16 protein-coding genes are annotated in these 23,173 nt (G+C 62.7%); 10 read left to right on the top strand and 6 right to left on the bottom strand.

All coding sequences use genetic code 11. From position 1 onward, the window contains the following. Window positions 1-11: 11 nt before the first annotated feature. From gatA to metH, 9 genes are all read left to right on the top strand, one after another. Window positions 12-1,466 carry an Asp-tRNA(Asn)/Glu-tRNA(Gln) amidotransferase subunit GatA gene (gatA, locus tag EKO19_RS03225; RefSeq protein WP_129775974.1) on the top strand — a complete coding sequence of 485 codons (1,455 nt, stop codon included), beginning with the start codon at window positions 12-14 and terminating at the stop codon, window positions 1,464-1,466. Then, window positions 1,466-2,917: an Asp-tRNA(Asn)/Glu-tRNA(Gln) amidotransferase subunit GatB gene (gene gatB / locus EKO19_RS03220; RefSeq protein ID WP_129775973.1), complete on the top strand. Its 1,452-nt coding sequence runs from the start codon at window positions 1,466-1,468 to the stop codon at window positions 2,915-2,917. The genes gatA and gatB overlap by 1 nt, the downstream gene beginning before the upstream one ends. Before the next feature lie 63 nt (window positions 2,918-2,980). Beyond that, window positions 2,981-3,955, top strand: a complete 975-nt coding sequence (gene hslO, locus EKO19_RS03215) for an Hsp33 family molecular chaperone HslO (RefSeq protein ID WP_217705103.1) — start codon at window positions 2,981-2,983, stop codon at window positions 3,953-3,955. 11 nt (window positions 3,956-3,966) lie between these two features. Next, window positions 3,967-5,007: a zinc-dependent alcohol dehydrogenase family protein gene (locus EKO19_RS03210; protein WP_129774955.1), complete on the top strand. Its 1,041-nt coding sequence runs from the start codon at window positions 3,967-3,969 to the stop codon at window positions 5,005-5,007. Between the two features lie 126 nt (window positions 5,008-5,133). Continuing rightward, window positions 5,134-5,376 carry a hypothetical protein gene (locus EKO19_RS03205; RefSeq protein WP_129774954.1) on the top strand — a complete coding sequence of 81 codons (243 nt, stop codon included), beginning with the start codon at window positions 5,134-5,136 and terminating at the stop codon, window positions 5,374-5,376. Beyond that, window positions 5,373-5,534: a hypothetical protein gene (locus tag EKO19_RS38155; protein WP_157995102.1), complete on the top strand. Its 162-nt coding sequence runs from the start codon at window positions 5,373-5,375 to the stop codon at window positions 5,532-5,534. Before EKO19_RS03205 ends, EKO19_RS38155 begins: the two co-directional genes overlap by 4 nt. A 267-nt stretch (window positions 5,535-5,801) precedes the next feature. Further along, window positions 5,802-6,713: an ArsR/SmtB family transcription factor gene (locus EKO19_RS03200; RefSeq protein WP_129774953.1), complete on the top strand. Its 912-nt coding sequence runs from the start codon at window positions 5,802-5,804 to the stop codon at window positions 6,711-6,713. Window positions 6,714-6,753: 40 nt separating this feature from the next. After that, a complete protein-coding gene (metF, locus tag EKO19_RS03195; protein WP_129774952.1) occupies window positions 6,754-7,674 on the top strand; it encodes a methylenetetrahydrofolate reductase in 921 nt (306 codons plus the stop codon). A 12-nt stretch (window positions 7,675-7,686) separates the two neighbouring features. Next, window positions 7,687-11,406 (top strand): methionine synthase, encoded by a 3,720-nt coding sequence (gene metH / locus EKO19_RS03190; protein WP_129774951.1) that lies wholly within the window; start codon window positions 7,687-7,689, stop codon window positions 11,404-11,406. A gap of 9 nt (window positions 11,407-11,415) precedes the next feature. On the opposite strand, the gene EKO19_RS03185 is transcribed toward metH, so the two are convergent. Further along, entirely contained in the window at window positions 11,416-15,294 is a 3,879-nt protein-coding gene (locus tag EKO19_RS03185; protein WP_129774950.1) for a BTAD domain-containing putative transcriptional regulator, read from the bottom strand. Between the two features lie 173 nt (window positions 15,295-15,467). On the opposite strand from EKO19_RS03185, the gene EKO19_RS03180 reads away from it, so the two are divergent. After that, on the top strand, window positions 15,468-16,886 hold the full coding sequence (locus EKO19_RS03180) for a tetratricopeptide repeat protein (protein WP_217705102.1): 1,419 nt from the start codon (window positions 15,468-15,470) through the stop codon (window positions 16,884-16,886). A gap of 117 nt (window positions 16,887-17,003) precedes the next feature. Here the strand turns inward: EKO19_RS03180 and zapE are convergent, their stop codons facing one another. The 5 genes from zapE to EKO19_RS03155 form a co-directional block, all read right to left on the bottom strand. Then, window positions 17,004-18,113 (bottom strand): cell division protein ZapE, encoded by a 1,110-nt coding sequence (gene zapE, locus EKO19_RS03175; RefSeq protein WP_129774949.1) that lies wholly within the window; start codon window positions 18,111-18,113, stop codon window positions 17,004-17,006. A gap of 47 nt (window positions 18,114-18,160) precedes the next feature. After that, window positions 18,161-19,714 (bottom strand): acetoacetate--CoA ligase, encoded by a 1,554-nt coding sequence (locus tag EKO19_RS03170; protein ID WP_157995101.1) that lies wholly within the window; start codon window positions 19,712-19,714, stop codon window positions 18,161-18,163. 77 nt (window positions 19,715-19,791) lie between these two features. Continuing rightward, complete coding sequence (locus tag EKO19_RS03165; RefSeq protein ID WP_129774947.1) at window positions 19,792-21,405, bottom strand: electron transfer flavoprotein-ubiquinone oxidoreductase; 1,614 nt, start codon at window positions 21,403-21,405, stop codon at window positions 19,792-19,794. A gap of 69 nt (window positions 21,406-21,474) precedes the next feature. Next, window positions 21,475-22,242, bottom strand: a complete 768-nt coding sequence (locus EKO19_RS03160) for an SDR family NAD(P)-dependent oxidoreductase (RefSeq protein ID WP_129774946.1) — start codon at window positions 22,240-22,242, stop codon at window positions 21,475-21,477. Window positions 22,243-22,344: 102 nt separating this feature from the next. Further along, window positions 22,345-23,106 (bottom strand): SDR family oxidoreductase, encoded by a 762-nt coding sequence (locus EKO19_RS03155; protein ID WP_129774945.1) that lies wholly within the window; start codon window positions 23,104-23,106, stop codon window positions 22,345-22,347. Window positions 23,107-23,173: the final 67 nt, after the last annotated feature.

Genomic DNA, 23,173 nt, shown 5'->3' with positions numbered 1-23,173 from the left:
CCATGACTGAACTGCATCACCTGACGTTGGCGGAGCTCAACGAAGGATTGCGGGCGCGCCGCTTTTCCAGCGTCGAGCTCGCCCGGCATTTTCTGGCGCGAATCGAGCGCTTGAACCCGGCGCTGAACGCGCTCATCACGGTCACTCCGGAGTACGCGCTGGCCGCGGCGCGGCGGGCTGATGAGCTGCTGGCCTCGGGCGAGGCGGGCGCATTGGCCGGCTTGCCGCTGATTCACAAAGACATCTTCTGCACCGACGGTGTATTGACCACGTGCGGCTCGCGCATGCTGTCCAACTTCGTCGCGCCATACGACGCCACCATCGTGGAGAAGTTGTCGCAATCTGGCGTCGTCATGCTGGGCAAGGCGAACATGGATGAGTTCGCGATGGGCTCCTCGAACGAAACCAGCTTTTACGGTCCGGTGAAAAACCCCTGGGACCTGAAAAAAGTACCGGGCGGCTCGTCGGGCGGATCGGCGGCGTCGGTCGCCGCGCGACTCGCGCCCGTGGCAACCGCGACCGATACCGGCGGCTCGATCCGTCAGCCCGCGGCGCTCACCGGTCTGACCGGCCTGAAGCCCACGTATGGACGCGTATCCCGGTACGGAATGATCGCGTTCGCCTCCAGCCTCGATCAGGCCGGCACGATGACCATCACCGCGAAGGACGCGGCGATGGTTCTGCGTGACATGGCCGGCTTCGACCCGCGGGATTCGACCAGTGTCGACACGCCGGTGCCCGACTACGTCGCCGGCCTCGATCGGCCGCTCGCCGGTTTGAAGATCGGCCTGCTGAAGGAGTTCTTCGAAAGCGGCTTGGAAGAGTCGACGGCCAAGCTGATCCGCGAGGCGCTGCAGGTGTACGAGCGCCTCGGCGCGAAGCTGATCGAAGTGAGCTTGCCGAATCTGCCGCTGTCCGTGCCTACCTATTATGTGGTCGCGCCGGCGGAGTGTTCGTCGAACCTGTCACGTTTCGACGGCGTGCGCTTCGGCTATCGCTGCGAGAATCCGCAGGGCCTCGAAGATCTTTACATGCGCTCGCGTGGCGAGGGCTTCGGTGCCGAGGTCAAACGTCGCATCATGACCGGCACCTATGTGCTCTCGGCGGGTTACTACGACGCGTATTACCTGCGCGCGCAGAAGGTTCGCCGCCTGATCACGGACGACTTCGCTCGCGCCTTCCAGCAAGTCGATGTGCTGATGGGGCCGACCTCGCCGACGCCGGCGTTCGACATCGGCGCCAAGGTCGACGATCCCATCACCATGTACTTGAACGACATCTACACCATCGGTGCCAACCTGGCGGGCCTGCCGGCCATGTCGATTCCGTGCGGCACGGTGGGCGGCCTGCCGGTGGGATTGCAGATCATCGGTCCGCACTTCGCCGAGGCTAAATTGCTCAACGTCGCGCACGGCTACCAGAACGAGACGCTGTGGCACAGAGACATTCCTAAGGGTTACGCATGATGAGCTGGGAAACCGTCATCGGTTTGGAAATCCACGCGCAGCTGGCCACGCGCAGCAAGATCTTCTCCAGTGCCGCGACCGCCTACGGCGCCGCGCCGAATGCACAGGCGAATCTGGTCGATCTGGGCTACCCCGGCGTGCTGCCGGTGTTGAATCGCGAAGCCGTGCGCATGGCCGTGAAGTTCGGTCTCGCAATCGGCGCGCAGATCTCGCCGCGTTCCATTTTCGCGCGCAAGAACTATTTCTATCCCGACCTGCCGAAGGGCTATCAGATCAGCCAGTACGAAAAGCCGGTGGTCGAGAAGGGCTCGATGCAGATCCTGCTCGAGGACGGCTCGGTCAAGGTCATCGGCATCACGCGCGCGCATCTGGAAGAAGATGCCGGCAAGTCGTTGCACGAGGATTTCCAGGGCGCTTCGGGTATCGACCTGAATCGCGCCGGCACGCCGTTGCTGGAAATCGTCTCCGAGCCCGATATGCGCTCGGCCAAAGAAGCGGTCGCGTACCTGAAGAAGATTCATACGCTGGTGCGCTACCTGGAGATCTGCGACGGCAACATGCAGGAAGGCTCGTTCCGCTGTGACGCCAACGTCTCGGTGCGCCCGCAGGGCCAGGAGAAGTTCGGCACCCGCTGCGAGATCAAGAACCTGAACTCGTTCCGGTATATCGAAAAGGCCATCAACTACGAAGTGGCGCGCCAGATCGAAGAGATCGAGGCCGGTCGCAGCATCAAACAGGAAACGCGTCTGTTCGATCCCGACAAGGGCGAGACGCGCTCGCTGCGTTCCAAGGAAGAAGCCAACGACTATCGTTACTTCCCGGATCCGGACCTGCTGCCGGTGGTGATCGAGAAGGACTTCATCGAGGGTGTGCGCGGCACGCTGCCCGAGCTGCCGGATCAGAAGGCGGGTCGTTACGTCGAGAAGTTCGGCCTGTCCGCGTATGACGCGGGCGTGCTGACCGCGAGCCGCGAGATGGGCGATTTCTACGAGGCGGTGCTCGCGTCGCTGAAGTCGAAGAATCTCGAAGGCAACGAGAAGCTCGCGGCGAACTGGACGATGGGCGAGCTGTCGGCGGCGCTCAACAAGGACGGTGTCGAGATCACCGGGACGCGCATCGATGCCGCGCGCCTCGCGGGCCTGCTGGCGAGAATTGCCGACAAGACCATCTCCGGCAAGATCGCCAAGGAAGTGTTCGAGGCGATGTGGTCGGACGGCGTGGACGCCGATGCCATCATCGAGGCCAAGGGGCTGAAGGTAATCACCGACACCGGCGCCATCGAAAAGACCATCGACGAGGTCATGGCGGCCAATCCCAAGCAGCTGGCGGACTATCGCTCCGGCAAGGACAAGCTGTTCGGCTTCTTTGTCGGCCAGGTGATGAAGGTCACCGGTGGCAAGGCCGATCCGGCCCAGGTCAATGAGCTGTTGAAAAAGAAGCTGGCCGGCTAGGGCGATTTTTTCGAGCGCGACCGGCCTGTTGAAAATGAACGGGGCGGGCTAATGTAACGGCGGATGAGTACCATCATCCGCCTTCCCGTCACCCCGGCCGAAGTCCCTGTCATGCACGATCGCGATTGCCTGCACAGATTCCTGTTCGAGCACTATCCGATTCGCGGCCACATCGTCCACCTGGACGCCTCGTGGCGCGCGCTGCTCGAGCATCGGGAATATCCGCCTGTCATTCGCGACACGCTGGGCGAAGCGGTCGCAGCCTCGGTACTGCTCGCTGCCACCATGAAGTTCGATGGCACCCTGAGCCTGCAGTTGAAGGGGCAGGGGCCGATGCATCTGATGCTGGCGCAATGCTCCGATGCGCTGGGGGTGCGGGCGGTGGCCCGCTACAAGGACGCCGAATTCCAGCCCGATCTCGCCGCGCTGTCCGGCGAAGGCACCATGACTGTCACGGTCGAGAACGAGGACCTCTCGCAGCGCTATCAGGGCATCGTGCCGTTGACGGGCGAGCGTCTGTCCGATTGCTTGCGCAATTATTTCGAGACGTCCGAGCAGTTGCCCACGCGGCTGTGGCTGCATGCGGATGAGAATGGCGCGTCCGGGCTGCTGTTGCAGCGACTGTCGGATGACTCTGTGAAGTCACGCACCGTGGGTTCGCGGGCGCATGAAATGAATCGGGCGGAGATCGACGACGCGTGGAATCGGGTGCAAATGCTCGGCGACACGTTGAAGCCCGAAGAGCTGCAGACCCTGAGCGATCGAAACATCCTGCGCCGGTTGTTCGCCGAAGACGATGTGCGCATGTTCGAGTCCGCGCCGGTGTTCTTCAAGTGCCGCTGCTCTCGAGAACGCGTCGTCGGCATGCTCAAGGCGTTGGGGGCGGAAGAGGTGCGCTCGGTGCTGGCGGAGCAGGGGCACGTCGAAGTGCGCTGCGACTTCTGCAATCGGGCGTATCGATTCGATTCGGTCGACGTCGAACAGCTGTTTGCCGGCACGGCCACGCCCACCACTGACGCACCCGATCGGCGGCACTGAGTCGATTTTCCGTGAGAGCGGTCCTCTTCGAATCGTTCGGCGGTGCTCTCGATTGCGTCGACGTTCGTGATCCTGCGCCGGCTGCGGGCGGCGTGGTCATCAAAGTCGCGGCGTCCGGCATTTGTCGCAGCGACTGGCATGGCTGGATGGGGCACGACGCGGATATTCGCCTCCCTCATGTCCCCGGCCACGAACTGGCTGGCGTCGTTGCGGCGGTCGGCGCCAACGTCGCGCGTTTTAAAGTGGGCGATCGGGTCACCGTGCCATTCGTCAGTGGCTGCGGTCGCTGTGAGCAATGCGCGAAGGGTCAGCAGCAAATCTGCGCGTCGCAGTTTCAGCCGGGCTTCACTGCGTGGGGTTCGTTCGCCGAATTCGTCGCCATCGACTACGCGGACATCAATCTCGTCCATCTTCCCGAAGCCATCGACTTCGTCACCGCGGCCAGTCTTGGCTGCCGATTCGCGACGTCATTTCGAGCCGTCGTAGATCAGGCTCGCGTGCAGCCTGGCGAGTGGGTGGCGATTCATGGCTGCGGAGGCGTGGGGCTGTCGGCGATCATGATCGCCAACGCCATGGGCGCGCGAGTCATCGCCGTCGATATCGATCAAAGCAAACTTGATTTCGCCAGGCGCCTCGGCGCCGAAGTCGGCGTGTTGGCGAACGTCGACGTGAAAGCAGCCATCGTCGAGCACACGCGCGGTGGCGCTCACGTATCCATGGACGCACTCGGCAGTCGCGTCACCTGCTACAACTCCATCGCCTGCCTGCGTCCGCAAGGTCGCCACGTCCAGGTCGGCCTGGTGCTCGGCGCGCACGCCGATCCGCCGGTGCCAATGGGCTTGGTCATCGCGAAAGAGCTGCAAGTCATGGGCAGTCATGGCATGCAGGCTCATCGCTACGACGCCATGCTCGACCTGATCCTCACGGGCCGAGTACAACCTCAACTCCTCGTCGAAAAGACTATCTCCCTCTCCGCGGCACCAGCCGCGCTCGCCGACATGGACAGCTTCCGCGGAACGGGCATCACTGTGATCAACGATTTCTCGCGCTAAACGCGTCGAGATGCCACTCAAATCGGGGGTAGGCTGGGGCCATCGAGAGGTCTCAAAACAAGCCGAGGAGAGGGCGAGTTGTACTGGGGAGCGAGGGAGCGACGAGTCGGCTATTGGTGGTCTGTGATGGCCCTGGTCGGGCACCTGGTTGGAGCGGCCTTCATCTTTACGGCATTGTTTGCTACGGGGTGGCTGGTCTCCGTGGTGTTACATGCGCTGCATCGTCACCACCCTTTTCCAGATGAGATCTTCAAATTGATCACCGAGCTGGAGCTGTACTTGGTTTATGCTGACGCCGCGTTCAGCGCTGTGGTGTTGATTGGCGGGATGGTGCATTTCTGCAGGCAAGTCTTGGAGGTGCGTCGATGATTCAGAACGTTGTACAACCCTTCATCGAAGGGTTTCAGGGCAGCCTGAAACTGTCGAAGGGAATTCTGCTGGCTCTGCTGTCCGTCGTCACCGTGGTGGTGGCGTTCGTCAACACGCCCCGGGTTGCGGACTTCGATCCCACCCGCCGGTTGCCCTAAAAAAGCCTTTCGTCGGATTCGAGCTGAAGAGAAGCCGCGCGGGTCGCGGCTTCTGGCGTTTTGGGGTCCTGAAAAATCCAATTACTCCAGGATAGTACGCCCGGCGTGGCAGCTCAGGGGCGAGCTAAGTCATTGTTCAGGCTGGGTCTGTGGGGCGTTCTTCGCGGAGGTGTGAGCTGGGAGCGTGACATTGGCGGGCGAGCTCGCGTATAGTGCTGCGCGTCCATATAAAGATATCTTTATATCCTTAAGTCGCCGACACCCCGAATGCCGAGCTTCTTATCTGCCGTTTCTGCTCTGAGAGCTGCTGCCGAACCCACCCGGCTGCGGCTGCTTGCGCTATTGGCGCGGGCGGAGCTGACGGTGGGAGAGATCGGCGAGGTGATCGGGCAAAGTCAGCCGCGAGTGTCGCGGCATCTGAAACTCCTCTGCGACGCTGGACTGCTGGATCGGTTCCGAGAGCAGCTGTGGGTGTACTACCGCGCGCCCGCCTCCGGTGAGGCGCGAGACACGGTTTGGCAGCTGCTGGCGTTGGTGGACGAAGAAGATGACGTGCTCCGACGAGACCGTCGTCGGATGGAAGAAGTCATCGCCGAGCGCGGCCGCCGCGCGGCGGATCATCTCGCCGTCGAAGACTCGCTCGAGAAGAGCTCGGATCTGGTCGACGCCACCGTCGTCGAAGAACTGGCGAGTGAGCCGATCGGGGCGCTGCTCGATGTAGGCACCGGCTCCGGTCACATGCTCAAGCTCCTCGGCGCCAAGGCGACCCGCGCGGTAGGCGTCGACATTTCCAGCGAAGCACTGAAACTCGCGCGCACGAAAGTGCACGGCGCGGGCTTGAGTCATTGCGAGCTGCAGCGAGGCGACATGTACGACCTGCCGTTCGCCGCGCCGCTGTTCGACACCGTCGTCGCCGAGCGAGTGCTGGCTAGCGCGGAGCGTCCGCTGGTGGCGCTGGCGGAAATCACACGAACACTGAAGCACGGCGGACGCGCCGTGGTCATCGAAGACTTCGATTCGCTGAGCTCGGTGTCCTCCGCGAATCCCATCGCCACTCTGCGCGAATGGTTTACCAAAGCAGGGTTGGAAGTTTCCCGTGTGCGCCCCGTGGACACCGAAGCAGGGCATCTGCTGGTGGCCATCGGTCGGCGCGTGGCACGCAGTACGGCGGCGGCATGAAGCTGCGCCTGAGTCACTGAAAGGAACTGAGGAAAGAAACATGTCAGTCGAAAAGCTCAAGGACCAGGTCGCCAACAGCTTGAGCAAGCTGCGGGGCCGACCCACGGTGTCGTTCGAGTTCTTCCCGCCGAAGGACGAGGCGATGGAGCAGACGTTGTGGGAGTCCGTGGAGCGCCTCGCGCCGTTGCAGCCGCGGTTTGTGTCCGTGACATACGGCGCGGACGGCTCGACGCGCGCTCGTACACACAACATCGTCACGAAAGTTCAGAAGAACACGGCGCTGACCGCAGCTCCGCATCTGACCTGCATCGGCGCGCCCCGCGAAGAGATTCTGGATATCGCCCGTGACTACTGGGCCAACGGCATTCGTCACATCGTGGCGTTGCGCGGTGATCCGCCGCAGGGCGCGACGAAGTACGTTCCGCACCCGGAGGGTTTTCCGTACGCGGTCGATCTGGTGAAGGGCTTGAAGTCGGTCGCCAACTTCGAGATCTCGGTGGCCACCTATCCGGAGCCGCATCCTGAATCGCCGAGCGCGGAATTCGAGCTGACCAATCTGAAGTCGAAGATCGACGCCGGCGCCGATCGCGCGATCACTCAATTCTTCTTCGATACGAGTCTGTTCCTGCGCTTCCGCGATCAATGCGCGGCGGCCGGTATCAATGCCAGTATCGTCCCCGGCATTCTCCCCATCACGCGTTTCCCGCAGATGCTACGCATGGCGCAGCGTTGCGGAGCCAGCGTGCCGGATTGGCTGGCGCACCGCTTCGACGGTCTCGATGATGACGCCGATACGCGCCGACTCATCGCTGCAGCCGTCGCGATCGAGCAGGTGCAGGAGCTGCAGAAGCACGGCGTCGAAGAATTCCATTTCTATACGCTGAATCGTGCCGAGCTGAGTTATGCCATTTGTCATGCGCTCGGCGTGCGGCCGGTGCTGGCGCAGGCCGCCGCAGGTTGAGGAACAAGAAACATGAATCGCACCGAACGACTGGCCACTCTGCACCGTCTGTTGACCGAGCGCATCGTGATGCTCGACGGCGGCATGGGCACCATGATTCAGGGCTACAAGCTCACTGAAGCCGACTATCGCGGCGACCGGTTCAAGGACTGGCCGTGCGATCTGAAAGGCAACAGCGACATCCTGGTGTTGACGCGGCCGGAGATCATCAAGGCCATCCACACCAAGTACATGGAGTCGGGCGCGGACATCGTCGAGACGAACACGTTCACCGCGAACTATTCCTCGCAGGCCGACTACCAGATGGAGCACTTGGTGCGCGAGATCAATCTCGCTGGCGCCAAGGTGGCGCGCGACGCCGCGGATGAGTATTTCGCGAAGACGGGGCAGGTGAAGTTCGTTGCCGGCGCGCTGGGCCCGACGAATCGCACGGCGTCGCTGTCGCCGAACGTCAATGACCCCGCGTTCCGTAACATCGACTTCGACCAGCTGTCGGACACCTATCTGATCGGCGCGCGTGCGTTGATCGAGGCGGGCGTCGATATCCTGCTGATCGAGACCATCTTCGACACGCTGAATGCGAAGGCTGCGATCTATGCGGCCCGACAGGCGATCGACGAGACGGGAATCGATATTCCCATCATCATTTCCGGCACGATCACCGACGCGTCGGGCCGCACGCTTTCCGGTCAAACGACCGAAGCGTTCTGGAACTCCGTGCGTCACGCGAAGCCGCTCGCCATCGGTTTGAACTGCGCGCTGGGCGCGAAGCAGCTGCGCCCGTACATCGAAGAGATGTCGCGCATCGCCGATGTTTATGTCAGCGCGTATCCGAACGCGGGCTTGCCGAATGCCTTCGGCGAGTATGACGAACATGCCTGCGAGACCGCCGAGCTCGTCAAGGAGTTCGCGACCAGCGGCTTCGTGAACATCGTCGGCGGTTGCTGCGGCACCACGCCCGACCACATCAAGCACATTCGTGAAGCCGTGGAGGGCGTCAAGCCTCGCGTGCCTCCGGTGCTCGAAAAGCGCGCGCGTTTGTCGGGTCTCGAGCCGTGCAACATCGGTCCTGACAGCCTGTTCGTGAACGTCGGTGAGCGCACCAACGTCACGGGTTCGGCGAAGTTCCGCAAGCTGATCGAAGCGGACGATTACAACGCCGCGCTCGATATCGCCCGCCAGCAGGTGGCGAGTGGTGCGCAGGTCATCGATATCAACATGGACGAAGGCATGTTGGATTCGGAAGCCGCGATGGTGCGCTTCCTGAATCTGATCGCGTCCGAGCCCGACATTTCGCGCGTGCCCATCATGATCGACTCGTCCAAGTGGACGGTCATCGAGGCGGGTCTGAAGCGCATTCAGGGCAAGGGCATCGTCAATTCCATCAGCTTGAAGGAAGGCGAGGCGGCGTTCATCGAGCACGCGAAGAAAGTGCGTGCCTACGGCGCGGCGGTCGTCGTGATGGCGTTCGACGAGACCGGTCAGGCCGACACGGTGAAGCGCAAGGTCGAGATCTGTCAGCGCTCGTACAAAATTCTGACCGAGCAGGTCGGCTTCCCGGCCGAAGACATCATTTTCGATCCGAACATCTTCGCGGTGGCGACCGGCATCGAAGAGCACAACAACTATTCCGTCGACTTCATCGAAGCGACGGCCGAGATCAGAAGGACCTGCCCGTACGCCCACATCAGCGGCGGCGTGAGCAATGTTTCCTTCTCGTTCCGCGGCAATGACCCGGTGCGCGAGGCGATGCACTCGGTGTTCCTGTATCACGCCATCAAGGCAGGCATGACGATGGGTATCGTCAACGCCGGTCAGCTGGCCATCTACGAGGACATCAACCCCGAGCTGCGCGAGCGCGTCGAGGATGTGATTTTGAATCGTCGCCCGGATGCGACCGAGCGGTTGCTGGAGATTGCCGCGCGCTTCAAGGGCGAAGTCGGGGCGAAGAAGGAAGCAGACCTGGCCTGGCGCAGTCTGCCGGTCGAGAAGCGGCTCGAGCATGCGCTGGTCAAGGGTATCGACGAGTTCATCACGGTCGATACTGAAGAAGCGCGACAGAAGGCGGAGCGTCCGCTGCACGTCATCGAAGGCCCGCTGATGGACGGCATGAACGTCGTCGGCGACCTGTTCGGCAGCGGCAAGATGTTCCTGCCGCAGGTCGTGAAGTCGGCGCGCGTCATGAAGAAGGCGGTCGCGCACCTCATTCCGTTCATCGAGGAAGAGAAGGCGCGCTCCGGCCAGGTTGCCAGGTCGAACGGCAAGATCATCATGGCGACGGTGAAGGGCGATGTGCACGACATCGGCAAGAACATCGTCGGCGTCGTGCTCCAGTGCAATAACTTCGAAGTGATCGATCTGGGTGTGATGGTGCCGGCCGAGCGCATCCTCGAGACGGCACGGCGTGAGAATGCAGACATGATCGGCTTGTCCGGCCTCATTACGCCATCGTTGGACGAGATGGTGCACGTGGCGCGCGAGATGCAGCGTCAAGGCTTCGAACAGCCGCTGTTGATCGGTGGCGCGACCACTTCGCCGGCGCACACGTCGGTGAAGATCGATCCGCAATACAAGGGCCCGGTGATCTACGTAAAGGACGCGTCGCGCTCGGTCGGCGTGTGTCAGCAATTGGTCACGGCGGCGTTGCGTCGGGAATTCGTCGAGAAGACCAAGGCGGAGCACGCGGTCCGTCGCGAACAGCACGCGGGCAAGAAGATCAAGGCGCCGCAGCTGACGATTGCTCAGGCGCGCGCGAACAAGTTCAACGGCGGTTGGGATTCATATGTGCCGCCGGTGCCGAAGTTCCTCGGCATTCGCACGTTCGACGATTTCTCGCTGGAAGATCTGACCCGGTACATCGACTGGATGCCGTTCTTCAATGCATGGGAATTCGGCGGCAAGTTCCCCGACATCCTCACCGATCCCGTCGTCGGCGAACAGGTCAGCAACTTGTACGCCGATGCCCGCCGCATGTTGAAGCAGGTGGTGCGTGAGCGCTGGCTCACCGCGCGCGGCGTCATCGGATTGTTCCCGGCGAACAGCGTCGATGACGACGACGTTGAGATCTACACCGACGAGTCGCGTACGCGCGTGCTCCACAGGCTGCATTTCCTGCGTCAGCAGAAGGGCAAGCCGACGGGTCAGTCGCACGATGCGCTGTCGGATTTCATCGCGCCGAAGTCTTCCGGCCGTCGCGACTACATCGGTGCGTTCGCCGTCACTGGCGGCATCGGCATCGAGCCGCATCTGGAACGCTTCGAGAAAGCCCACGACGACTACTCGAGCATCATGCTCAAGGCACTGGCGGATCGTTTCGCCGAAGCGTTCGCCGAGCGCATGCATGAGCGCGTGCGTCGCGAGTTCTGGGGTTACGCGCCCGATGAGCGGTTCACCAACGATCAGTTGATCAAGGAAGACTATCGCGGCATTCGTCCGGCGCCGGGTTATCCCGCGTGTCCGGACCACACCGAGAAGGCGACGCTGTGGAAGCTGCTGGATCCGGAGGCGAACGCGGGCATCAAGATCACCGAGTCGTTCGCGATGTATCCGACGGCGGCGGTGAGCGGCTGGTACTTCTCGCACCCTGGCTCGCACTACTTCGCGGTCGGCAAGATCGACGTCGATCAGGTGCAGAACTACGCCGCGCGCAAGAAGATCTCGCTGGAGGAAGCGCAGCGCTGGCTGTCGCCGAACCTGGGCTACGATCCGGATTCGGATGCGGACGCGGCTTGATCGGCCGCGTCAGGCTGTCGGCGCTCGTCCAACCAGTGTGATCGCCGCGTCGATCGCCGGGATGAGCGCCACTGCGTCCATGTGATGACAGCGCTGCTTGAGCGATTCGAGCTCGGGCAGCGTTTGTGACGTGATGACGTTCTCGCCCACGTCCGCCAACAGGCGTGCCCGCGCGCTCTGCAGATCCGTCGGCGCCAGCGGCTCAGCCGCCGTATAAGTGGCGAGGTCGTTTGCGTAACGGCGCGCGGCCTGCCAGGCGCTCTGCTCGATGCTCACTTCCATCGCGTGATGGTAGAACTCGAAATAGCTGTGACTGACGCAGCCTGACGCCAGCACCGTTTCCCCTTCCGCCAGCGCCGCCGCGCGTTGCGCCGGATCGGACGTCAGTCGGGCCAATATGCCGAGCAAGGAAGCGCCACAGTAGGACATGCCCATTTCGCGGCTGAGTTGCAGTCCTTCCTCGACCAGTTGCAAAGCCTCGTTGCGACTCTCCGGCTCGCTCATGCAGCTGGCGAGGATGCCCAGACACTCGGCATGGAAGCGGCGCGCCCCGAGCTGTTTGGCCAGTTGCAGCGCCTGTCTGGCCAGGTTGGCGCGTTCCTCGTTCTTACCTTGCAGGATCAAGCCGGAGGTTAGGCACAACACCGAAATCATTTCGCTGCGCAGGTCGCCGACGCGGCATGCGATCTCCCGGCATTCCTGCAAGGCAGAGCGGCCGGCGGCGACTTCGCCGCAATAGACCTGGGTAATGCCGACCATGGGCAAGTTCGCGAGCAGCACGCCGATCAAGCCGTGCTCACGCGCTTCCTTCACGCACTGTACGAAATGTTTGCGCGCCGTCAGCAAGTTGCCGCGTTGATAGTGAGCGTCGCCCAGGCCGCCGAGCGCTCGCGCCAGTTCGTCCGGGGAGTTTGCTTCCTGGGCAAATTGATAGGCCTTCTGGTGTGCCTGCAGGCACGCATCGAAGCGACCCAACGGAAAATAAAGATTGCCCTGGAGCGTGCTCATGCGAGCCCGGGTCCGCGCATCGGTGGTGTCGCCGAAGATGTTCTGCGCGCGCTCCAATGCTTCGAGCGCCTCTTCGTAGCGGTCCATGATGCGCAGAGCGGAGGAAATGCCGAGCCACGCGGCGCCATGACCGCTCTGGTCGATGGCGAAGTCCAGCGCCTCCCGGAATGCCGCTAGAGCATCGTGAGTCCGGCCCAGATGCAGGAGCAGTTCGCCGAGCAGCACGCTCGTCCTGTGCAGCATCATCGGCTCGCGCGCGACGGCGCTGGCCTTGTTCGCAAGGTTGAGCGCTCGTTCGTAACGAAGCAACGTACGCTCGGCCTCGGCAGCTCTTAGGTAAGCCTCGGCGGCGCCGTCGTCATCGGCAGCTGCCAGGTGCTCCGCGTGTAACGAGAGATCGCGTGATCCGAACCAGGCGGCTGCGACTCGATGCAGGGCGCGTCGCTGCGATTTCAGCGTCGACTCATAAATCGCGTCACGGAACAGCGCGTGAGCAAACTCCAGCTCGACGCCATCACTGCGAACCAGCGTGGTGGCGATCAGCTTCTCCGGCTCGTAACTCTCGTCTTCGATCATGCGGCGAATGATCGCCAGTTCGGTGCGCTGGCCGAGCACGGCCGCGGCTTCGAGCGCCAGGTGATCCAGCGGAGATAAGCTGTCCGCACGCGACAGCACCAACGAACGCACCGATCCTGGCAATGCATGCTGGCCGGCACTGGCCGAGCGCAACAGCTGATCCAGAAACAACGGATAGCCCTCGGCGCGCACGATACATTCCTGGATCGTCTCGCTCGACAGCTCGGGATAGTGTGCGGCCAGCTCCTGGGCTTCGTCTTCTGCCAGCGGAGCGAGGTCGACCGTCGTTACCGGGCAACCGCGCGCACGAGCGCGCCAGCTCGCGCTGATCGGATCGCCTTCGGGGCGCGTCGTCATGATGAACAGAATCTGGCAGTTCGCGACCACGGCTGCGATCTCTCCGAGTCGCGCCAGCTCATCGGTGTCCGCCCAGTGCACATCTTCGACGATCAGCAATTGTGGCGAGCGCTGTGCTGCCGTTTCAATGATCTGCGCGAGTGCAAGCGTGCGGCCTCGCTGACGCGTGGCGACTTCCATCGCTTTTTCCAGTGCCGCCAGCTCCGGATCCAGCGGCGCATCGATCAGGTCGCTCAGGAAAATGATTTGATCGATATTGCCGCCTCGCGATGCCGCCATTCGTTGCACGGCCGCCTTGCGTTCGGTAGCGGGCGCGTCGGCACGAATGCCGAGCAGACTCAGAGCGAGCATGGTGATCGGGCGCCGGCCCGGAGACTGGCCGAAATCGAAGATCTGTGCCGAGTGCACGCCGACGCCGCGCTCGACGGCGGTACTGCGGACCGCATCGACCAGTCGCGTCTTGCCGATACCCGCTTCACCGCGCACCACGATGGCACGGCCATGTCGGCTCGACATGCATCGATCCAGCGATGCGAGAATCATCGCCAGCTCGGGGCGGCGACCCACAAACGGCTGTGCAGTCGTGCCGCTTTCGGCGCCGATGGCATTCAATGCCCAGGCATTCACCGGTTCGGAATGGGCTTGCATCGCCGCTCCGACGCGTTGAGTGCTGACGCGCTCACCCAGCGACTGGCGAATGTCCTCCGAAATCAGTACTTCGCCGTCCTGGGCTTGAGCGGCAAGAATGTGCGCTTCGTGCGTGGGCCGTCCGCTCAGAGGAAACACTTCGGTGCCGCAGAGGATTTGTCCCTGAGCGATGCCGATGCGCAGTGCCATCGAGCCGGGCACAGGCCACGGCTTCGCGTTCACCATGTCACGTAACATCAGCGCGGCTCGTGCGGCGCGTTCAGCTTCGTTTCCGTAGGAATGAGGAATGCCGAAGGCCGCCATGACGTTCGAGCCGACGCGTCGATCCGCCAGCCCGCCGAATTCCCGGACCGCACTCTGCACTCGGCACTGAAACTCATTCGACAGCAAATGCGCTTCTTCGGGATCGAGTCGAGCCTCTGTTTCCAGTAAGCCTTCGAGGCGGGCGACGAAGATCGTCGCGTCACGCAGGCTGGGGCGGAGTTCCTGGCGCGCTGCCGGTGCCGGCGCTGCTTCAGCCGGCTCATCGATGAACGACTCGCCGTCCACGGGCTCAGAAACCGCCGCGCGACGTTTACGCATCAGTTCTCGATACAACTGGTCGGTGGCCGCCTCGGGAGAAACATCCAGTTCCCGGCGCAGCACATCGCGGCACACGCGGTACTGTCGGAGCGCTTCAGCGTAGGAGTTGCGCCTTGCCTGCAGCTCCATGATGCGCCGGTGAGCGGCTTCGTTCAGGGGCTCCAGAGAGACGAGCTTGATGGATGCGGTCAGCGCGCCGTCGTTGTCTTCCGATGCCACGCACAGATCGGTGAGCCGCTGCAGGGCCTCACTCATCTGTTTGCGCAGAGCGCTGCGCTCGCTGCTCAGCCATTCATCGAAGGCAGTGGAGCGCGCGTCGAAGCCATCCAACAAATCGCCGCGATAGTGATTGATCGCGTCTTGTAACGAAGTGCGCGTGCCGGCGAGCAGGGAGTCGCGGAAGGCGCCGATGTCACTTTGTAGCAATCCGGCATCGACGCCTACGGTCTCAGTATCGGCCAGCAACGCCGCCTGCGCCCCGGACGGCAGTGATTTTCGAAGCGCGGCCAGTGCCTGACGCAAGCTGGTGCGTGCCAGCTCCTCGTCGGCATCTTCCCAAAGCAACGTGGCCAGGCGGTCGCGGCTGTGAGATTCACCGGGACGCAGGGCCAGATAGGCGAGCAGGGCGCGACCTTTGCGGGAGGCAATGCGGACTTCGCCGCCGCTCGCGTCGCGGACGTGAAATGACCCGAGCACTTGTAACGTTAGTTCACTCACGACGGATCTGGCGCTGAATTCTGGTTGTGACGCTGTACCAATCGGAATCGGCGGGCCGGGGGCGACATTTTCACGCTTTTTTCACGGCTGTCGAGACCTTCGACTCACGAGGGCTCGGTACAAATAGGCCCCATGAAGGGGCGCCCCCAAGTACTTACCCCAGGAGGAAGGTCATGTCGCTTCGAGATTCACGCGGTTGCCCGGTTTCGACCCGCAGTACTGCATCGCTGCAACAGTTCGAGCAGGCGCTGGGGCTGTCGGTGAGCTACCGGCTCGACCCGCTGGCCAGCATCCAGGCCGCGCTCGAGGCCGATCCGGGCTTCGCCATGGGACATTGTCTGCGGGCCGGGCTGATGATCATGGCCACCGATCGCATGGGGGTGCCACTGCTGACGGAAAGTATCGAAGCCATCGAATCGTTGGGCCGGCGAGCTAACGATCGTGAGCGGGCCCACGCCGCCGCGGCACGCTCCTGGCTGCATGGCGATTTCGCCGGCTCGATCCGTCGGTACGGCGACATCCTGTTGGAATATCCGCGGGACCTGCTGGCACTACAGGTAGCGCACGTCGGCGATTTCTTTATGGGCTCCAGCACCATGCTGCGCGATCGCGTGGCTCAAGTGTTGCCCGAATGGGACACGAGCGCGCCGGGTTATAACTATGTACTCGGAATGTATGCGTTTGGACTGGAGGAAACCGGGTTGTATTCGCGCGCCGAAGACATCGGTCGCCGTGCCCTGGAGATCAATCCGGTCGATGCGTGGGGCGTGCACGCCGTCACTCATGTGATGGAGATGCAAGGCCGCATTCGCGAAGGCATCGATTTCCTCACCTCGCGTGAGCGGGACTGGGCGGACAACAACGGCCTGGCGTTCCACAACTGGTGGCATCTCGGGTTGTTTCATCTCGACGCGGGCAACGTCGCTCAGGTGCTGGATCTCTATGACCGTCGCATTCGTCCGGCGCCGTCGCAGGTGCCGCTGGAAATGATCGACGCGTCGGCGATGCTCTGGCGGCTGCAGTTGCGCGGGGTCGACGTAGGCAATCGCTGGGGCGCCCTGGCCAGTACCTGGGAGCCGTTCGTCGATCATGCGTATTACGCGTTCAATGACGCGCATGCCGTCATGGCATTCGTCGGAGCGGAGCGAACGGATCTGGCGCAACGGACGATCGCGGCGATGGAGCAGAAGTGCACGGGTACGGATACCAACGCCATGATGACTCGCGAGGTGGGCTTGCCGCTTGCCAAGGCGCTGGTGTCATTCTCGGATCGCCGATATTCCGATGTGGTACGCCGACTGCTGGCGATTCGAACCATTGCGAACCGCTTCGGGGGCAGCAATGCGCAACGCGATCTGATTCATCTCACGTTGGTCGAGGCGGCGCTGCGGTCGGATCAGATCCGGCTGGCGCGTGCGCTGATCGCCGAGCGGACTCAGTTGAAGCCGTCGAGCCCGTCGAATTGGCAGCTGACCGCGCGAGTGATGCAGTTGGGTGGCGATACGAGTGCCGCGACCCGCGCGATGGAGAGCGCGGAGACTCGTCGCAAGGCGCAGTTCATGCCGCAGCGGACGATGGCGCTGTCGGGCTGATTATCCTCGCGAAGCGCTTTGACTCAGGGGCGCTCTGAAGGATCGGGCCTTCAGGTTCGAGATAATTCGGTCTTTGAGCAGCCGTTGGCGCTTGGGCCGGCGGCGTGGTTTGGAGGCTCAGGGCTGATGCGGCCGCGCCAGGTATTCCTGCGACTGCATCTCGATCAGCCGGCTCTGCGTACGCTCGAATTCAAACTTCAGCTTCGCGCCGTGATACAGATCGATCACCGGCTTCTCGGCTGAGATGATCAGTTTGACGGCGCGGTCGTAGAACTCATCGACCATCGTGATGAACCGTCGCGTCTGATTCTCCGATTCCACGCCGAGCGCCGGAATGTCGCTGACGAACACCGTGTGATAACAACGGGCGATCTCGATGTAGTCCGCCTGGCCGCGCGGGCCGTCACAGAGTTCCTTGAACGTGAACCAGATGACATCGCCCGCATGGCGCCGGGCGTGCAGGCGGCGATGATTCAACGTCAGCGTCGCATCGGCCGCTCCGGGTTCACCTGCCATCGCTTCGAACAGGTTCACCAGTGCCGGGGTGGTTTTCGCATCCTGCGAATCGAACCACGTCGTCGCTCGTTCCAGCAGGCGCAGGCGATAGTCGGTCTTGCTGTCGACGTGCACGACCTGGGTGTGCTCTTTCAACAACTTGATCGCTGGCACGAAGCGGGCGCGCTGCAGACCTTCCTTGTAGAGATTGTCGGGCTCCACGTTCGACGTTGCCACCAACGTGACACCGCGCTGGAACAGCGCGCCAAACAACGTGCCGAGCAACATCGCGTCCGCGATGTCGGAGACAAAGAACTCATCGAAACAGATGATGCGAGTCTTCTTCGCGATCTTCTCGGCGATCAGTTCCAGCGGATCGGCGCGGTCCTGATGTTTCTTCAGCTCGTCGTGCACCGACTGCATGAAACGGTGGAAATGGCTGCGCTGGCGCTCCTTGAACGGCAGGCTCTGATAGAACAGGTCCATCAGCCAGGTCTTGCCGCGACCGACGCCGCCCCAGAGGTACAGACCCTTTTGCAGCCGATGTTCCTTGCGCGACAACAGGCCTTTGAGCAGGCCTCCCTTGGGCTGTGGAGCGATCAGCCGCTCCCGCAGATTGTCCAGCAAGGCGACGACGCGCTCCTGCACGGGATCACGTTGATACCCGAGGCGGGCGCATTCGCGTTGGTAGAGGGCGGCGACGGTGGTGGCGGGCGTAAGGTGGTCGGGCACTGCTGAAGCTTTCGCGAGATCCTGTCGGCGCCCATAGTAACCGAGCTTCAGTTCCGGCCGGGCGATTCCGGGCGATCATGCACGATCAGGCCACCCCGGGGCGTGATGGTGGCCAGCTCGCCGTGCCACCAGACATTCGGGTAGCGCGAGAAATAAGTGGTCACCAGAGCGTCGGTCGGCGCATCGCCCCAGAAGCCTTCCGGCAGGGACGGGAACGGCTGGCTGCACACCAATTCGCCCTGCTGGCCGATCAGCGCTTTACCCGCAGCGTCGAACACTTGCACTTTCATTCCCAGGCCGAGTGCCTGCATCTCGCCTTCGTACACCGGCAGGGTCGGGCAGCCCGTGCCCAGGCAGGTCATGAGGTCTGTGCTGTCCGACAGGGATGCGAGGTGGATGTCCGGATGCACGTCCCGGTAAACGTATCGATAGTGAGTCGGGCCCGGCGGCGCGCCGGTCAATAGCACCGTCCGCAGCGCGCTCAAGTCGAACTCTTCGCGCGGTCGCAAACCCAGCTGCTCGCAGGTCGTGAGAAATTCCGGGTCCGTGCCGAAAATGGTCACGCGCTCTTCGGCCGCCATGCGCCACAGAATCTTGGGATCCGACTGCGATGGCGTGCCATCGAACAGCACGATGGTGGCGCCGGTCGCCAGTCCGCTCGCAAGCGTATTCCACATCGCCGAGCCGCAGGTCGTGACATGCAAATATCGGTCTTCGGCGCCCAGGTCCGAATGCAGCATGTTTTCTTTCTTCTGCTGAATCAGTGCGCCGCCAGCGCTGTGCACGATGCACTTGGGCGCGCCGGTCTTGCCGGACGAATACACGATGAATGCCGGCTGTTCGAACGGCAGTTGCGTGAAGGTCAATGGCTGGTCGGGCCTGCCGAACTCACTGAACAGCACGCCGTGTGGGACCTGATCCGCCTTCGCATCGGTATTCAGATAAGGCACGAGCACGACACGCTCGATGCTGGAGATTTGTTTGCACATGGCCGCGACGCTCGGCAGGGAGTCAGTAGCAAACAATACGCGCGGCTCGATCTGGCCGAACCGATCCGTCACCGCGCTGACGTCGAATTCCGCCGGGCACGAAGACCAGATGGCGCCGATACTGGTGGTGGCCAGCATCGCAATGACGGCTTCTGGAATGTTTGGTAGATAACCGGCGACGCGGTCGCCCATCTTCACGCCGGCCTGCTTCAAACCGTCCGCGACGCGCGCGACCTCGCTGCGTAGCTCGCGGCGGGTCAGTTCGCGGCGCTGGCCCGCCTCGTTGCGAAAGATGATGGCAATCGAATCGTCACTGACCGGAATCAAATTCTCGGCGTAGTTCAGCAGCGCGCCGACGAACCATTTGGCGCCGGGCATGCGCGCGCCGTCTTCGATCGTCAGCTGTGCGTTCTGCGAGCTGCGGATCTCACAGAAGTCCCATACCGCATTCCAGAAGTGCTCGGGAAACTCGACCGACCAGCGATGCAGCGAGGCGTAGTCGTGCACCGGCGCCTTGTAGCGCTCTTGCACGTAATGAGAGAAGCGGGTGAGCGCAGCGTTGCGGGCGCGCTCGGGGGAGGGAGTCCAGATCGGTTGCGCGGCGGGCTCCATGTCAGCGGCCCTTCGGGCAGCTCCTGCACCTCCATGTGCCCGCTGCATCAGGGCGTCCGTGCCCAAGCCACTCGAGACTACATATTCTGGTAGTTCGGACCCGAGCCGCCTTCCGGCGTGGTCCAGTTGATGATCTCGTACGGATCCTTGATGTCGCACGCTTTGCAATGAACGCAGTTGGCGGCGTTGATCTGCAGGCGCTTGCTGCCCTGGCCGTCATCGACCATTTCATACACGCCGGCCGGGCAGAAGTTCTGACAAGGGTTGCCATATTCCTTGGTACAGCGGGTCACGCAGATCGATGTGTCCAGCACCTTCAGGTGCACCGGTTGCGCTTCGTCATGCACGTTGCCGGCGAAAAACACCGACGCCAGGCGATCGCGCGGCGGCAAGCTGCGATCGCTCCAACCGCGATCGGGGGAAGCGTAGTCGCCCAGCTTCTCCAGTGCCGACCAGTCCGCGGTATTGCGCAGGGTCCAGGGCACTTTGCCTTTCAGCAGCGATTCGATGCCGGCATTGGCCATCGCAAAATACAGGCCGCGTTTGAACGCCGGCTTGAAGTTGCGCACCGAGTGCAATTCCTGGTGGCCGGGCGAGTTCCGCCAGCGTGTATCGAAACCCGCACTCTTGCCTTGCTCGGCCAGGTGCTCGGCTGCCAGTGCGCCCGAACGGATGGCCTGATGGATGCCTTTGATCTTGAAGACGTTGAGGGTGCCGCCGGCATCGCCGATCAGCATCGCGCCCGGCATGTCGAGTCGCGGCAACGACTGATAGCCACCGGCCGCGATCGTGCGGGCACCGGCCGCGAGGATCTCGCCGCCTTCCAGCAACGGCTTGATGCGCGGATGATTCTTGAACTGCTGGAACGCTTCGAACGGCTTCAGCCGCGGATCCTTGTAGTTCAGGCCGACGACGTAGCCGACATACACGCGATCGTTGTCGAGGTGATACAGGAAGCTGCCGCCATACGTCGCGGTATCGAGCGGCCAGCCGAATGCGTGCTCGATGCGGCCCGGCTTAACGCGGCCCGGTGGCAATTGCCACAGTTCCTTGAAGCCCAAGCCGAACGTCGGCGGATCGATGCCGTCGCGCAAATTGTATTTGGCGATGAGTTGTTTGGAGATCGAGCCACGCGAGCCTTCGGCCAGCACGGTCGTGGCGGCGTGAATCTCCACGCCCGGTGTGTAGTTCGGGCCGGGCTCGCCGTTCTTCTCGAGCCCCATGTCGCCGATGCGCACGCCTTTGACGGCGCCGTTCTCGTCGAACACGGCTTCAGCGGCGGAGAAGCCCGGGAAGATGTCGATGCCGAGCGCTTCGGCCTGCGAGGCCATCCACGGCGTCAGCTGGCCGAGCGAAATGATGAAGTTGCCATGATTGTTCATGGGCGACAGATTCACCGCCCAGTTCGGCAGCTTGAACGAGCCGGTGCGCGTCATCAGGCGCACGTCGTCTTCCACCGCCGGCACTTTCATGCCGGTGTAGTCGGTGCGCCAGTTCGGCAGCAACTGCTCGAGCGGGCCGGATTCGAGCACAGCGCCCGACAGCGAGTGCGCGCCCACGGCCGAAGCCTTTTCCAGCACGCAGATGTTCAGATCGGGCTTGAGCTGTTTGAGTCGGATCGCGCACGCCAGCCCAGCAGGGCCGGCGCCGACGATCACGACGTCATATTCCATCACTTCACGTTCGGTCATGGCTTGCAGTCTCGTTGGCTGTGTCCGCTCGCGTCTTGTCGATTCTTAATCGTTGTCTGTCGAAGGGTATTACTTCGGCGACATGCGGATCGCACCGTCCAAACGGATGACTTCACCGTTCAACATCGTGTTCTCGCAAATGTGCGTGACCAGCGCGGCGTATTCCTCGGGGCGACCCAGGCGCGGCGGGAACGGAACCTGCCGGCCGAGCGAATCCTGCGCTTCCTGCGGCAACGACGCCATCATCGGCGTCTTGAAGATGCCCGGGGCGATGGTCATGACGCGGATGCCGGCGGTCGAAAGATCGCGCGCCATCGGCAGCGTCATGCCGACCACGCCGGCCTTGGAAGCGGAGTAGGCGACCTGGCCGATCTGGCCGTCGAACGCGGCGACCGACGCGGTCATGATGATCGCGCCCCGCTCGCCTTCTTCATTCGGCGTGTTGAGGCTCATGGCGGCGGCGGCGGCCTTGGAGACCAGCAGCGTGCCGACCAGGTTGATGCCGACGATCTTGCGGAAGTAGTCGCCGGGCATGGCGCCTTCCTTGTTGACCAGACGACGGGGCGTCGCGACGCCGGCGCAATTCACGGCGAGGTTCAAGCCACCCATGTCGCTCTTGGCTTTGGCGATGGCGGCGTCGACGGCGGCTTCGTCGCTCACATCCACTTTCGCGAAGAACGCGCTGCCGCCCAGAGCTTTGGCGGCTTCCTGGCCGGCGGCTTCGTTCAAATCCAGCAATGTGACTTTGGCGCCGGCGGCGATCAGCCGCTGCGCAACTGCATGACCGAGGCCCGAGGCGCCGCCCGTGATGACGGCCCGCACTTCATTCAACTTCATGGTGTTGTACCCCTCAATCTCAGATCTTCGAATCCACTGGGTCTCGCGACCATCAGTTCATTGCGCTCAGGGTAGTCGATACGCCCGGCGGCGATTCTGACGTCATAGTCGCTGACCGCCGTCCACTTCGATGACGCGGCCTGAAAAGTAATCGTTCTCGGCGATGAAGAGGGCGGCGTGCGCCATTTCAGCCGGTTCCGCCATGCGACGCAGTGGCACTGCGCTGACGGCGCGCTCGATCATCTCGGGTTTCATCGTGTCGAGAATTTCGGTGCGCGTAAAGCCCGGAGCGATCGCGCCGGTGCGAATTCCGTACCGCGCGAGCTCTTTCGCCCACACGACGGACATCGATACCACGCCGGCCTTGGTGGCGGAGTAGTTCGACTGGCCCATGTTGCCCGCGCGGGAAATGCTCGAAGTGCTGATGATCACGCCGCCATTGCCCAACGCAATCATGCGGGCGGCAGCTTCGCGCGCGCCAAGAAACACGCCTGTTAGATTTACATCGACGACGGCGCGCCATTGATCCATGGACATCTTGTTGACCACCTTGCCGTCCTGGACTTTGACCAGCAGCGCATCTTTGGTGATGCCGGCATTGTTGATCATCACATCGAGGCGGCCGAAATCGCCGACCACCTGGTCGAGCGTGCGTTCGACTTCCTGCTCGCTCGTGACGTTACAAAGATAGGTGACAGCGCGAACGCCTTCTGCTTCGCAGAGCGCTTTGGTCTGCGCGAGGTGTTCGGCGCTCAGATCGATGAGGGCGAGGTTGGCGCGCTTCTGCGCGAATGCCAACGCCATTGCACGGCCAATGCCGCGGCCGCTGCCAGTGATGGTGACAAGCTTTCCGTCCAGCTGCATTGGGCTCCCCAGGCGCTACGAAGGCGTCGGATGTTACCCGGTATTTTGCGTTGCAAGAAGGGGGTAT

The organism is Peristeroidobacter soli (genome assembly GCF_004138485.1).
Lineage (GTDB): Bacteria > Pseudomonadota > Gammaproteobacteria > Steroidobacterales > Steroidobacteraceae > Steroidobacter > Steroidobacter soli.
The sequence above is the reverse complement of the archived record's forward strand: the minus strand, read 5'-3'. Positions and strand labels throughout refer to the sequence as shown.